Origin of the sequence: Porphyromonas cangingivalis (assembly GCF_900638305.1) — a bacterium.
Classification (GTDB): domain Bacteria; phylum Bacteroidota; class Bacteroidia; order Bacteroidales; family Porphyromonadaceae; genus Porphyromonas_A; species Porphyromonas_A cangingivalis.
Window position 1 is genome coordinate 1,249,140 of record NZ_LR134506.1, and the last position, 13,951, is coordinate 1,263,090.

The following is a 13,951-nucleotide window of genomic DNA, read 5'->3' on the forward strand; positions in this document are numbered from 1 at the left end:
GAAATTTTAACACTTTTGTAATTTTATAACAAAGTAAATGACGCAAATTAACAAGTATTAAAATATCACATTTAACTCAAGCAAAAACATAGATATTCAAATTCAGACAATAATAAGCAGACTTGAAAAACAGCATGGATTATGAAATATATTTCGATTAGGTACATAAAGTTAAAGTCTCAATCAAAAACAAAAAGAGGTGTGAACAGTCACGACAAATTGAAGAATTAAGTAGAGAGAATACTGTTAAAAATAGCAAATGGAGAAATTCGAGTCATTCTCTCGGAAAACCTAAAAAGTTTCAAACAAAATAAGCATAAATATACAATAAGGATTGTCCAATCTTAAAGCAACCGAACAAATGGTATCATCCTACACCAAACGTGGTTTTGCTCACAATGCTTGGCTGAGATTAAGCATACTTCTAAAACGGCCTCCACTTCGATCTTAGAGTCTCGCATACCACAGAACCCCGGTACAACAAAAGAGGGTGTGTCAAAAACTTTTATTTCGACACACCCTCTCACTCAAAAAAAGAAGGTCCAAAAAGAATTGTTTCGTTGCTTTTGCGGAGGCTACTTTACAGGATAGACATAGTCCATCCTGAGGATACGTCCGGGGTCTCCCATAGGTGTACCGGGCTTGCGTGCATACTTGGTGATCTTCACCTTTGCATAGCTACCATCGGGGGTACGTATCAGGTAGACTTTTCGTGAGAGTTCCATCACCGGTGGCATCTGACTCAGATCCATCACGACTGCACCTCGGCGGATGATCACGTATTTGATAAATCCATTTTCTCCCCTGATAGGATTTCCATTCTCGTCCAAGACAGGAGTGGTCTTCGTTGTGAGTACAGGGCTGACAGGGCGATAGCCTTGCACGACACCGTTTTGATCGCTGTGAGAGATCGCCACTACATAGTCAACATCCGTCTCAAACTTATCTGCACTTGGGATTTCGACCTTTTCAGACAGAAGGGTGGCAGAGGTCTCAAAAGCTGCACCCATGGCACCGATAGCAGAACTCTTGCCACCATTGGTACGGATATCAGCTCTGTGAAATGCCATATCCCAGTTCGTAAGCTCTCTACTCTGCTCGTCCGAGATGTAGACAATTCCCTCCTTGAAAGAGAAGTAAACGAATGTCTCATAAGCACTGACATCGAAGGTGACACTCTTCACCTCGATCCCTGTAGAAGGGTCTACTTTGGGGTCGTCGGTCTTATCATCATTGGGATCAGGAGTGGGGATCTCCTTTTCGGGCTCAGGCTTAGGGTCGTCAGGGCGTGTCTTTTTACAAGACATGGTCAAGGTGAGGAGCATGAGCATCATGCCCACTGCTCGAAGAAATGTGTATGGTCTCATAGTCTGATTCTTTATTTAGAAGTTTAGATAGATAACGTTACGCCTGCACGGAAGAGGTTGAACTCAGGTCTCATCCCTGCGCTGTATGCAAAATCGATGCCAAATGCACCAAATCTACGCCCTACCCCAAAGGTCATGTGGCTGTTGTCTGCCTCATATTGCCCTCCGATACGTAGAGAGAAGAGAGTCGGCATCGCATACTCCACACCTCCGCTGATGGTGTGTATATGCTTAGTCGAGGGCAAAAACTGAAATCTATACATTCCACCGATGGTCACGATATGATCTCCGAATGCACCCATACTCATCCCTGATGACACACCGAGCACAGAGGGCAAGTGTCTGCGGATATCCTTAGCCTTGGAGTACATAATCTGAGTCCCTACATTTGAGAGAGATAAGGTGACACCGTAGGCCCCGGACTTCAGTCCTGAGATCTGAGCATTAAAGTTTGCTCCGACACTCATTGCCAAAGCATGTCCCGTACGAGAGCTGTATGTATTGAGATAGGTCAGCGTGGAGAACACGGAGAAGTGGGAACAAGTCTTGTAAGCATAACCCATGTCTACGGTGACATCTGCAGGATAGAGCTCACCCATCTTCGTACCGATGCTGTTGTAATAGTCGACCTTGGATCCGCTCCAGTACCTCACACCTCCGAAGATGGCGTGCTTCTGCCCCAAACGATACCCCACGGAAAGGGCGTGATAGCCCTGAGTCCCTGTCCGAGGTGTCTCCTTACGAGTGAGACCGAAGATATAGCCAGCATGGAGACGTTCCTCTTGTCTGAATATCTGTGTCGGATTGGAGTGTATCAGTGGTGCACCGGAGTGAGGCAGGAGGATGTCACCCATCCCTGCGGAGCGCACATCGGCACCGAAAGATAAGACAGGATTAGAGTCCTGAGCTTGTACCGCAACGGAGGGCATCCATCCGAAGAGGAAAAGTATGGCGAATAGTCTGTTGAATATCTTTATCATAATCAGCGTTTAATGAATGACTGTGTGAAACGTTCGTCTTTACTCTCTACCAAGAGGACATAGTTGCCTGCCTCAAGGGACTTGACATCGACTCTGATGAGAGGACTTTTGTCGAGAGTGAAGGTCTGTTCGGAGGTGACCGGACGTCCCGAAGGTGTGAGGACTGTGACATATACACGTCTGACATCATCTGCCACACGGACATTGAGGACATCGTCGACGAGTGTAGGATAGACCATCTGCACAAGTCCCCCTTGGACGACTTGGACAGTCACACCGACCTTGAGAGCCAAGCCAGAAGGGTCAGAAACAATCAGGGAGAGTCCACCTACACCGACACCCATCGGTGTGATCGACAGTACACCCTTGGAGATGGTGGCAGTGACGATATCGGGATTGAGGCTTGTCACGGTATAGGTGAGATCATCCTTGTTGTCATCGACGAAGTATTTGTTGAGGTCAAGCGTCTTTGGCCTACCGATAGATGCTATGATCTTGTCCAACGACTGTGCCGGACGTGGTGGACGATTTTGATAGAACTCAAATGGAATGTCAATGTCTGATGTAAGCCCCAAAGCATCTGTCACAAGGACGGTGATGGCGTACTTACCTGAAGGTCGGGAGACTCTGAATGTGAGTTCGATCTCCCCCTTATCCGAGCGTCGGTGCTTGACATCATAGTCATCTCCGATGATGGTATAGGTCCAGTCCTGACCATCGGGCTCAGACACGAGTACCTTACGAGAGACTTGCTCATCGCCGGCAATACGTATCGTGGTCATATCGTTCAGTGTGAGTACAGGAGCAGTATTGTTGAGGGTGGTGACGGTCGCGAAAGCCACGGACTTGCTCACCGCACCCCAGCGATCCAATGCTTCCACAGCGTAGTAATACTTGGTACCCGGACGTAGTCCCGTATGGAGATAGTGCACCTTCTGTCCGACACTCCTTGCACCCGTGACTTGGATCTTAAGTGCACTCTTGTAGTTGGACTCATTGATCTCTACCGAACTGTAATAGAGGTTGTAGCTGTACGCTGCACCATCATTTTCGTCCGAAGCGACATCCCAGCTGAGATCTATTCCGGTAAAAGTAGCTTTGGATGAAAGGGCGCGTACTCCCTCGGGGGCTTTGTTGCCCTCAGGCGAAGCGAGAGCACGTGCAGCATCGATATATCCGGCTCCGAGTCTTGTCTTGTACTTAGGGTTATTTTCGTTGATGTCCAAGGGCAAGAGCGCTGTCGTGAGACGCTTCTTGAGATCCTCATTCGTAAACCCTTGTCCTCCGTACTTGGAGACGATGAGGGCTGCAATACCGGAGACATGAGGACAAGCCATCGAAGTCCCCTGCATATAGCCGTACTTATTGTCGGGCAGAGTGCTCAGCACCTCACCTTTGGAGTAGAACAAGCTTCCCCCGGGTGCAGTGATGGAGACCCAGTCGCCCCTATTGGTGTAATAAGCAGCGGAGAAGTCCGGAGCCATAGATGCCACGGAGACCACGGCTGCGTATGCTCCGGGGAAAGAGATTATATCCTTGCCGTCGTTGCCGGCTGCAAAGATGACGACACCGCCTTTCATAGGAGAGTCGGGACGCTGGTTTCCGTGTTCGTCACACCCTGCGTACTTGATGAAGTAGTCTATCGCCTCTTTGTCTGACTGTGACAAAGTCTGAGGAAGCCCATTGTCGACATATCCCCATGAGTTTTGGCTGATGACAGCACCGTTATTCGCCGCATAGACGATAGGGCGAGCACCTCCACTGGAGAGGGTACGTCCCTGATCGTTGTCGTGGAACATCTGACAGGAGAGCAGACGGACTCCGGAGTCTGGAGCACCATTGCCTCCTGCGACCCCTGCGACCCCGACACCGTTGTTGTTGCGAGCAGCGACAGTCCCTGCGACGTGAGTACCATGATCGTGGGCTGTGATCTCTCCTGATTCGAGGACGAAGTTGTAGCCATAGATGTCATCGACGAATCCATTTTCGTCATCATCGACACCCTCTTCTCCGTCATACTCCTTTTGATTGATGTGCATGCTTTCACGCAAATCTTCGTGCCAATAGTCTATCCCTCCGTCCGTGATACCGACGATGACATTGGGTTTACCGGTCTCGATCTTCCAAGCGTCGAAGAGATTGATGTCGGCACGAGGTTTGGATCGAAGTAGAGAGCCATCGTTGTGGTAATGCCATTGGAGAGGCAGCTCGGGATCATCGAAACCACTCAAGTTCGCCACGGTATTACGGACACCGGCAGACTCATCGAGCAGCGTATGGCGGGTCGTAGGCGTCTGGAGGACACGTACCTGCTCCGCCACCTGAACGCCGGAGAACTTTCGGACGATGTCCATGGCACGGTGCAAAGCGACCTCGGGAGTGTCTTCGGCCTTATCATTGATACTGATGTCGTACCACAGGTGAAGCCCGGCCTTACGTTGACGAGCTTCATATTTTCCGGCAGGAGGAAATACACGAGTGACCTTGAGGGCCTTCATGCTCTGCACAAATGTGGTGACATCCTCCTCCGCTGAACGAAGTCCCGAAGAGGTCTCACTGAGCCCTTGCTCGATGCGTTCGGCAAACTCGGGGGTAAGCTTGACACGAATAACATCTGTCAAGAAACCACTCCTCTGACCGAGGTTGAACACCTCAGGCTGATCATGAGTCACAGATTGATCTTCAAGGAGATCTATATCTCTACGACAAGCTGAGGAAGCCAGAAGTAGCAAGATCAATAGACTGTATATATATTTATTCTTTTTCATGTTTTCTTTATATGTATTGAATATGAGTCGGGGATCACGATCCGTGGTGGAAATAAACAACGTATGAGAGACAAAATCAAATCTAACGACTTTCGTCATCGATCTTAACGACCTTCGTCATCGAGTCTAACGACTTTTTTATCGATGAGATTCTCCTCTACCGACGATCTTCTACACTACCACACTCTCCCGTACTCTCATTGGATCACTACCTTTTACTTCTCAGACATTTGAGCCACAGCCTTCGCGATGAATGCCTCACGTCTCTCCTGACGCTTCATCTCCTGCATCTGATCGACGAAGGTCTGAGGATTACTGTCAGTGTTGTAGATGGGGAGAAACTCCATCTTGGCATACTCGAGCATCGTATCAGCATTGTTGGGGTCCTTTTCGAGTATTCGATATACCCCCATGTACAGACCACGATTGGGGTGCTCGTACATGAATATCCTCGACTCGACATACGAGCGGAAGACGAAGCCGACAGATCTCGCCAACTGTGCAAACTCGCGCGTGAGCATGATAGCCCCCTTGACCTTGTAGTACACACGAGATGTGTCGGTGTAGACATGGATGACATCGGTCAGAGGCCGTGGATCATCTTCGTTGGTCAGGATCGTGTAGATGCGCAAGTGCCCTCCGAGGTCATCAGAAGCGTAAGCCAAAGAGATTTCATCTCGTTTTTCTTCCCTGAACACCTGCTTACCACCGTGCTGAGTCTCCCACTCATCTATGGCATCCTCACGATAGGTACGCCACTCTTTTTGTTCGAGGATACCCCATGGGAAGCTCTCGAAGGTGTCTGCAGGAGCAGGCTGTTTGGGTTCAAAGGTGTACATGATGAAAGAGCCTTGTTCGTTCATACCGATCAGCGCAGTACACTCGAGCTTTTCGCTATAATAGGTGGTATTGCGACGAAGGACAAAGCCGTGCTGTTGAAGAAACTCGACAGCATTGTCGAGTTCTCTGTCTCGCCTGAAGAGCATAGGATCATTGGCCCACACGATGGCAGCACGATATAGGCGTTCGTCGGGCTCGATGATGTACTGGATCTGACCGAAGGTCTTGCTCTGGGTCTCGAAAGTCCAGACATTGGCATTGCCACCAAACATCGGACTGTCCGTACCCGAAGGCTTACCGATAAGGAGACTGCGACGAGCATCTTCGAACGCTCTGACCTCAACCTCCGTCTCATTGAAACCGGGATAAGGGAGGATATAAGACATCGCACCTCGCTGAGTCAGCTTGATTTTATAGTTGCCCTCTCCACTCTTTGTGCTGATATAGAAGACTGCGGTACGATCCTTGGTACTCTTGTTTTCAGACACATTGATGCGCAACTCTCTTTTTCGGGGGTTGACCACGTGAGTGATCCATCCCGAAGCAGAACAAAGAATATCCCACTCTGAGTGTGGAATGTCGACGGTCAGAATACGCAGGTCTTCCCACTGATCGACGGTGATCTCACTCTGCTTTGTTCCCCCTTGCGCTGCGCCACTGTCCTGCTCTACCCAAAGGCTCTGAGAGATCTCTCCTGCCATTATGATGAGTTGGACTGATCGCTTTGAGACAGTAAGGTTAGGCAATGCTGTCAGCACAAGACGATTGTCCTCCTTGGAGATGTCGAGCCAGTCTGCTCCCCCAAGGAAAGACCACTCGGGACTATCGGTCTTGACAGTGACCTCTGCCTTCTGACCCGTGCCGAGCATAAGTAAAGAGCCCTCCACGGAGAGAGAAAGAGTCTGCGGGTCGTTGACCTCAAGAGAAGTCTTGCATGAGCCCAAAGCCATGACCAAGACGAGCATCGAAAGTAATATATGTTTTTTCATTTGTCGATATTTTTCTTATCTGTTACCCAAGTCAATATCTCTCGGTACCAACTGCATGATCACGACTCCGGGTTTGTCATCCCCATCATAGATGGTCTTACCGAATCTGAACATGAGCTCTATCTTTCGTTCGGGGTTGTAGTAAATAAATCCACGATCTCTGTCGAAAGTCGAGTCGAAGAAGAACCCTTCCTCCGCAAGGAGCTTGCGGAACTCCTTCGTCACATAGAGATACCCATCATGCTCATACATGAACATCAACGGATTCTTGAATGTCTGTCGTGCGACCTCCATCTGAGTCCCCGATACGCGTCTACTCTTCTGTCCATAAAACGGATGTGAGGGGTCTACATAGTCATTGATATAGTCTTCGTACACTCGTCCGAGCTCATAGGCCTTGTACTGCCCGTCCTTCTCGAAGACCATATAGTTGTAAAACTCTCTCCAATGATCCGGATTGGACTGTTTTGCACCAAAGAAGAGAGGTACACGTATCTTGCGACTGCTCTGATCACGTTTGCGGTCTCGTGTCTCAGGATCATCTTCTGCATTCTCCGGTGCGTATGGATCGTAAGGAGGGATGAAAGTCCAGCCCAACTTGGCCTCATGCTCGAAGATTGTATGCTCGGTCTCGCCCTCTTGGATCGTGTGAATCTCCACCTCTCCATCCGGGAGCGTGACCTTCTTGACTCGACAAAACTTCGTCAAACCGATAGGAAGGCGATCGAACGAAGGCATGGGCTTCTGCTCGGGATAATAGGAAAAAGTGATATTGGGGTTACGGGAGGTAGTGACGATATTGACTTCGCAGTTCGTCTCGGAATTGTAGTAGAGGACATCGAGTTGTTTCTCGTAGCCATTCTGTCTCAAGAAGTCTATCACCTCTGCCCCTTTTTCGCCTTTGAGCAGGCTCGCATCCCTATTGGTCGTATAGAGCGTGGCACTGACGAACTTCCCATTCCTGATGGAATACATGATGTAGTTGAATATCGGACTCACCGTCTCATAAGCCCATTGGCTGAAGTTGACCATCATATCGGGCTGATTCAGAAGCCTGCTGTAACGCTCGGTCTCGAAAAGACGGATCACCTCCGCACTTGCCCCGGCATGTGGATAAGGCAGGAAATAGTACAGGATCTCCTTCTGATGGACCTCCACAGAGTGCACGACCTTACCCGAAAGGTCTTTGACCTCGATCTTGGCACTTCGTGCCGTACGTGCAGTGTTCTCTTCGGTATGGATCAGTATCTCTCCACGCTCGGTGTTGGGGGTCACTTTGAGCCAAGAATCCGATGCAGTCACGGTCCAATCCGGAGAGGAGGCGTTGACGAAAAACTTCTTATTGCCACCAAACTGGCCGAACTGAATATCCTTCTGTGAGGTAAACTCCAACGGTTTCCCCTCCTGTCGTACCTCAAGGACCTTGACAACCCCTCCCGAAGAGACCTTCACCTCAGTGGTACGAGGACGGGCACTCTCGTTGGCAGAGACTCGGAGGGTAAGTCTGTCACCCTCTTTAGCGACTCTGACCCATTCCTTCATGGGGAAGGCTGTCCAGCCCCTAAGGGTGCCGGAGACTGAGACGCTCACCTCTGATCCTGAGTAAGGCACCTCGATCGGTTTGGTCTCACTGAGCGTAAATCCCGAAAGTGTTTGTTCCGGTTGTTGCTTGGTACAGGCGGGCATAAAGACACTTCCCAAGAGGAAGATAGAAAGCCCCCAAGCCTTTATTTTATTTCTGTTGTTCGTATTCATAATTCTATCGGATTGAAGGCATTATTTTGACTTTTTGAGGACATTGAACTGGCATCTCGTGAGCTCCATGCCTCCCATCCTCAGGATCGAAACTGCAAGACGGAGATTTTCGGCTTCGTTGTGATAGAAGTAAGCTCCTCGACGCATATCGTGCGAGTGGTACTTGAAGCCGGCTGCTGTGATTATCGCTCCCATCTCTTTTGTGATGAAGGTCAGCCCACCATATCTGTACATCCCCTTGTATTCGGGAGCCAATGTCACGACAGAAGTGTCCAGAATCTTATTCGTCACGGCATCGTACATATACTGACGAGAGTAGTAGGGCTCCGGAGCGAAGTAAAAAGGTACTCCGAGTGCTTCGGTGATCTTGGCAGACAGTTCGCCCCCATTTTTTGTCTCCCATGCCTCGACCTCATCCTTAGTGGCAGTCTCTGTGATGGGGAAGCCCATAGGGAGTCGTTCGGGCAGTGTGTAAGCCTTATCCTGCTCGACGATAGGGGTAAAGATGAGTTGTGCCTCCTTGCTGTCCTTGAAAAGAGTGACCTGGAGATTTATGCCTTTCTCCGGATGCTCGTAGTAAGAGATCAAGTCGGTAGAGGTAAGACTTGTATTGGGCACGTACCGCTCGTCAGCCAGGAACTTCTTAAAATCCACACCTCTCACCACGGTCGAGTCCGCCGCAATGAGCGTTGCTTTGTACAAGAATGTCGTACCCAGATTGAGATACTCATACCTCACCTGCTGAAACGCAGAACTGACGGTCGAAAAGCCAAAGTCCGGTATCTCTCTCTGACTTGCCAAAGGATTGGCGGGTCTCGGACGAGAAGTGACACGGCTGTGACGCGCTATCTCAAAGGCTTCGGCATCACGAAAGTCCGATCCCCATACCATATATGGCAAGAAGTAATGGGGATAGCCTTCCTGATGGATCTCGAAAGCCTTCACAGTACCCCCATTGTGGATTGTCAAACGACAGGTACGTGTGGCATTGCTCTTGTTTTCGTCAAGGTACAGCACGACCTCTCCATATCGAGGGCGAGCAAAGACCTTGACCCAGTCTACATCGGAAGGCTTCTCTACCGTCCAAGTATCTGTATTGCCACGCACGGCGATACGATACTCTCCGGCTGTTCGCTTTGCCTCCAATGCTCCCGGATCGACCTCTACGAGGCCTGCCGATGAAGGAGATTGGACGACGGATAGCTGTACGCTCTTGTTACCTGCGATGACCAAGACCTCAGCTATACGTTCGACAATCGTGGGATTAGGTGCAGCCTCGATAAGAAGAGTATTGCCGGCGGCTCTCAGTGTGATCCACTCGGCATTACAGATCGACTGCCAATTCGTTTGATTGGTGAGAAGAGGGATGACTACCTCTTTTCCTTCGCTTGGGATGCGCACATCTCCTGAATGAGAGACAGACAAGGTAGGCTCATCCATGACATCCTTGACACAAGAAGTCAAGGACACAACCACCATGCACAGGAGTGCATAGAGGATAATCGGAAGAAGTTTTTTCATAGGATCTAATTGGTAATATGAATTTCGGGTGCAAAGATAATGCCATGTCCACATTGCAATCAATACCTAAAAAAAGGGTTTTTCACGGCTAAAACAGAACAGCGTTCAAATCACATCAAATTAGTGTTAAACAGTCCAAATAAGCTCCAAAACAAAATATAAATCAGCGACTTAAAAATTTAATAGAACAAACAGAGAACAAAGTTCAGTAATTTTATCTATAAAAAATTACTGCTACCTAAAAGTGAGTATTTTTCAAAATCTACTTGATACTGTCCTAAAAAAGTGTGTAAGCCCCGTTAGTCCTTAACTTTGAGGTAAGAAAAAAAATAAACCTAAGAACAATGGAGCTTACAACAACACAAAAGTCGGCATTTATTTCTGAAATGCTATCATCAGAGGCAGGTATTAACGAACTTATCCGTGTACTATTGGACACCTTCTCGAAGCAAGAACGTGCTCTTTTTGTCGAAGAGCATGAGGGTGAACAATGCAATGGTTTCCGTCCTCGTCGATGGCGAGGCTATGGCTGTAGCTTTGAGCTTCGCATTCCACGTACTCGTTCAGGGAATTTTCAGCCCCTAATTTTGGGCATCCTCTCCCATCAGGAAAGCGAACGCGCCCTCCTCTTCCATGAACTTTACACCCGAGGACTTTCGTGCGAAGACATTGGTTCGGTGTGCGAACGGATCTACGGCTATCACTATAGCAAGCAGCAAGTCAGTTTTCTCACCAACACGAGTAAAGAGGAGATCTACAAGTGGTTGGAACGCCAACTGTCGCCCCACTATTTGGCCGTGTACATCGATGCTACCTTTGCCTACACACGGCGGGAGGAACGTGTGGCTCAGGAAGCCTATTACACGATGTTGGGGTTGCTTCCTGACGGTAGTCGGGAGGTGCTTTGTGTGGTGAATCATCCCACGGAGGGAGCGTTGAATTGGGAGGCAGAGTTGAAAGCCCTCAAAGCACGTGGAGTCGAACGTATAGACCTGATCATCTCAGATGCTTTACAAGGGATTGAACGAGCCATCGCCTCGGCTTTCCCTCACTCCTCCCATCAGCTGTGTGTCGTTCATTTCAAGCGTCACGCACTTAATGCCGTATCGAAGAGGGACAAGGATAGGATGAGACAAGAGTTGGAAGACTTGTTTCCTATTTCGGGTACAAGTCTTACACCCATCAAGGCATTTGAGAAATTGTGTACATTTGCAGAACGCTGGGGGAAAAGCTACCGGAGCCTGCTCTCCTTGTCGGCACCTCGCAATATAGGCTACTTCACTTACCTGATGTTCCCGGAGGGTGTTCGTCGTATGATTTACTCAACGAATTGGGTGGAGCGTCTCAATCGGAGCTATAAGCGTACGCTGCGTATGCGTGGGGCTCTACCCTCGGCAGATGCCGTCGTCTTTCTCTTGGGCTCTGTAGCCCGAGAAATGACCGAAAGGACTTACGCAAGGAGGTTACCCTATTTCCAAGAGTGGAGCACCAAATAAATGAGTAATGAGTAATAACACGAAAAACTCAAAGTTTTTTTCCCCTGGGGCATGCCCCAGGGGAAAAAGGGAGAACTAACCTTACACACTTTTTCGGACACTACCATCTACTTTCTTAAAGAAATGTTTTTGACGACCAACAGGGGGGCTCGAAGCATCTCGGCTTCGCCCGAGAGAAAGACCAAACAAGGCAGAAAAGATTGATTCCGATGGGATGAGAAGCTCTCTATTCTTATATTGTATGGTATCTTTCCGGATCACATCATGAGGATTACATCATGGAGATCATAGACGGTCCAAAGTAAAAATAAAGAGGGGGTGTCGAAATGTATATCTTCGACACCCCCTCTCATGGGGTTCGGGACGGAGGAACAAAGAGAAGTGTTCCTATCCCTATCTATTACTCAGCTGACTGATCACCCATGAGTTTTTCCTTTAGAGCTGCGAGCTCTTCAAGATCACCGAGGGTAGACTTTTCTGCTGAAGCAGAAGTGAATGCAGCAGTGTTGGCAGCATCAGCACGGCGTTGGCGACGTTGTTCGTTGGTCGCTTCTTGACGCTTAGCCTTTTGCTCATCTTCGAAGATGCGGCTGTGAGAAAGGATGATGCGCTTAGCATCCTTGTTGAATTCGATCACCTTGAACTGGATCTTTTCTTCAAGTTGAGCTTGTGTACCATCTTCCTTCACGAGGTGCTTAGGAGTAGCGAAGCCTTCGACACCGTATGGGAGAGATACGACAGCACCCTTTTCCATCATTTCGATGATGGTACCTTCGTGTACAGAACCCACAGTGAAGATAGTTTCGAATACATCCCATGGATTTTCTTCGAGCTGCTTGTGACCGAGGCTGAGGCGACGGTTTTCCTTGTCTATTTCAAGGACAACAACTTCGATAGGAGCACCTACCTGAGTAAATTCGCTTGGGTGCTTGATCTTCTTTGTCCAAGAGAGGTCGGAGATGTGGATAAGTCCATCTACACCGTCTTCAAACTCTACGAAGACACCGAAGTTGGTGAAGTTGCGCACCTTTGCAGAGTGCTGTGAACCCACAGGGAATCTGACTTCGATGTCAGCCCATGGATCAGGAGTGAGTTGCTTGAGACCAAGAGACATCTTACGCTCTTCGCGATCGAGAGTAAGGATCTGAGCTTCTACTTCGTCACCCACCTTGAGGAAGTCTTGTGCGCTGCGGAGGTGCTGTGTCCAAGACATTTCAGATACGTGGATAAGACCTTCGACACCCGGAGTCACTTCTACGAACGCACCATAGTCAGCCATTACGACTACGCGACCCTTGACCTTGTCACCAACCTTGAGGTTTGGATCGATGCTATCCCAAGGATGTGCAGTAAGTTGCTTGAGACCAAGAGCGATACGCTTCTTTTCGTCGTCGAAGTCAAGGATGACGACATTGATCTTTTCGTCAAGTTTAACGACTTCTTCAGGGTTGTTGACACGTCCCCAAGAGAGGTCAGTGATGTGGATAAGACCATCCACTCCACCAAGGTCGATGAACGCACCATAAGAAGTGATGTTCTTGACAACACCTTCGAGGACTTGTCCCTTTTCGAGCTTGGAGATGATTTCTTTCTTTTGTTGTTCGAGTTCTTCCTCGATGAGAGCCTTGTGAGACACAACTACGTTGCGGAACTCTTGGTTCACCTTCACGATCTTGAACTCCATAGTCTTTCCGACGAATACGTCGAAGTCACGGATAGGCTTCACGTCTATCTGTGATCCTGGCAAGAACGACTCGATACCAAAGATCTCTACGATCATACCGCCACGAGTGCGAGACATGATGTAACCCTTGACGATTTCGTCGTTTTCGAGAGCCTTGTTGACACGTTCCCAAGAGCGTGCTGCACAAGCTTTTTTGTGAGACAGTACGAGCTGTCCGTTGCGGTCTTCTTGGTTCTCCACGAATACCTCTACTTCGTCACCCACCTTGAGGTCGGGGTTGTAGCGGAACTCTGCGACAGAGACAACACCTTCAGACTTAAAACCTACGTTGATGACAACTTCTCTCTTAGAGATCGAAACAACCTTACCTGTTACGATTTCCTTGTCCTTAACGGCACCGAAAGTAGCTTCATAAGCCTTCTCGGTAGCTACTTTTTCTTCCGGAGTGCTGAGAGATGCACTCTCGAAGTTGTCCCAATCGAAGCCTTCAAGAGGCTTCACTTCTTCGTAGTAATTCTTCATTAGTTAGTTAATAAATAAAATAATTTGTT

At 48.8% G+C, this 13,951-nt stretch carries 8 protein-coding genes; 1 reads left to right on the forward strand and 7 read right to left on the reverse strand.

Features of this window, described 5'->3' with window-relative positions; translation table 11 throughout:
* Positions 1 to 575: 575 nt before the first annotated feature.
* The 6 genes from EL262_RS05195 to EL262_RS05220 all read right to left on the reverse strand — a co-directional run bounded on the left by EL262_RS05195 (position 576) and on the right by EL262_RS05220 (position 10,220).
* Positions 576 to 1,367: an HmuY family protein gene (locus EL262_RS05195; RefSeq protein ID WP_036854131.1), complete on the reverse strand. Its 792-nt coding sequence runs from the start codon at positions 1,365 to 1,367 to the stop codon at positions 576 to 578.
* Positions 1,368 to 1,390: 23 nt separating this feature from the next.
* Positions 1,391 to 2,347, reverse strand: coding sequence for a PorV/PorQ family protein (locus EL262_RS05200; RefSeq protein ID WP_025839397.1), 957 nt, complete (start codon positions 2,345 to 2,347; stop codon positions 1,391 to 1,393).
* Positions 2,348 to 2,349: 2 nt separating this feature from the next.
* On the reverse strand, positions 2,350 to 5,115 hold the full coding sequence (locus tag EL262_RS05205) for a S8 family serine peptidase (protein WP_025839396.1): 2,766 nt from the start codon (positions 5,113 to 5,115) through the stop codon (positions 2,350 to 2,352).
* A 215-nt stretch (positions 5,116 to 5,330) separates the two neighbouring features.
* Positions 5,331 to 6,944 carry a BACON domain-containing protein gene (locus tag EL262_RS05210; RefSeq protein ID WP_078735968.1) on the reverse strand — a complete coding sequence of 538 codons (1,614 nt, stop codon included), beginning with the start codon at positions 6,942 to 6,944 and terminating at the stop codon, positions 5,331 to 5,333.
* A 15-nt stretch (positions 6,945 to 6,959) separates the two neighbouring features.
* Entirely contained in the window at positions 6,960 to 8,699 is a 1,740-nt protein-coding gene (locus EL262_RS05215) for a BACON domain-containing protein (RefSeq protein ID WP_025839393.1), read from the reverse strand.
* Positions 8,700 to 8,720: 21 nt separating this feature from the next.
* Positions 8,721 to 10,220 carry a BACON domain-containing protein gene (locus tag EL262_RS05220; protein ID WP_025839390.1) on the reverse strand — a complete coding sequence of 500 codons (1,500 nt, stop codon included), beginning with the start codon at positions 10,218 to 10,220 and terminating at the stop codon, positions 8,721 to 8,723.
* 344 nt (positions 10,221 to 10,564) lie between these two features.
* Between EL262_RS05220 and EL262_RS05225 the strand changes: the two genes are divergently transcribed.
* On the forward strand, positions 10,565 to 11,716 hold the full coding sequence (locus EL262_RS05225) for an IS256 family transposase (RefSeq protein ID WP_126464325.1): 1,152 nt from the start codon (positions 10,565 to 10,567) through the stop codon (positions 11,714 to 11,716).
* A 400-nt stretch (positions 11,717 to 12,116) separates the two neighbouring features.
* Here the strand turns inward: EL262_RS05225 and rpsA are convergent, their stop codons facing one another.
* On the reverse strand, positions 12,117 to 13,922 hold the full coding sequence (gene rpsA / locus EL262_RS05230; protein ID WP_036848441.1) for a 30S ribosomal protein S1: 1,806 nt from the start codon (positions 13,920 to 13,922) through the stop codon (positions 12,117 to 12,119).
* Positions 13,923 to 13,951: the final 29 nt, after the last annotated feature.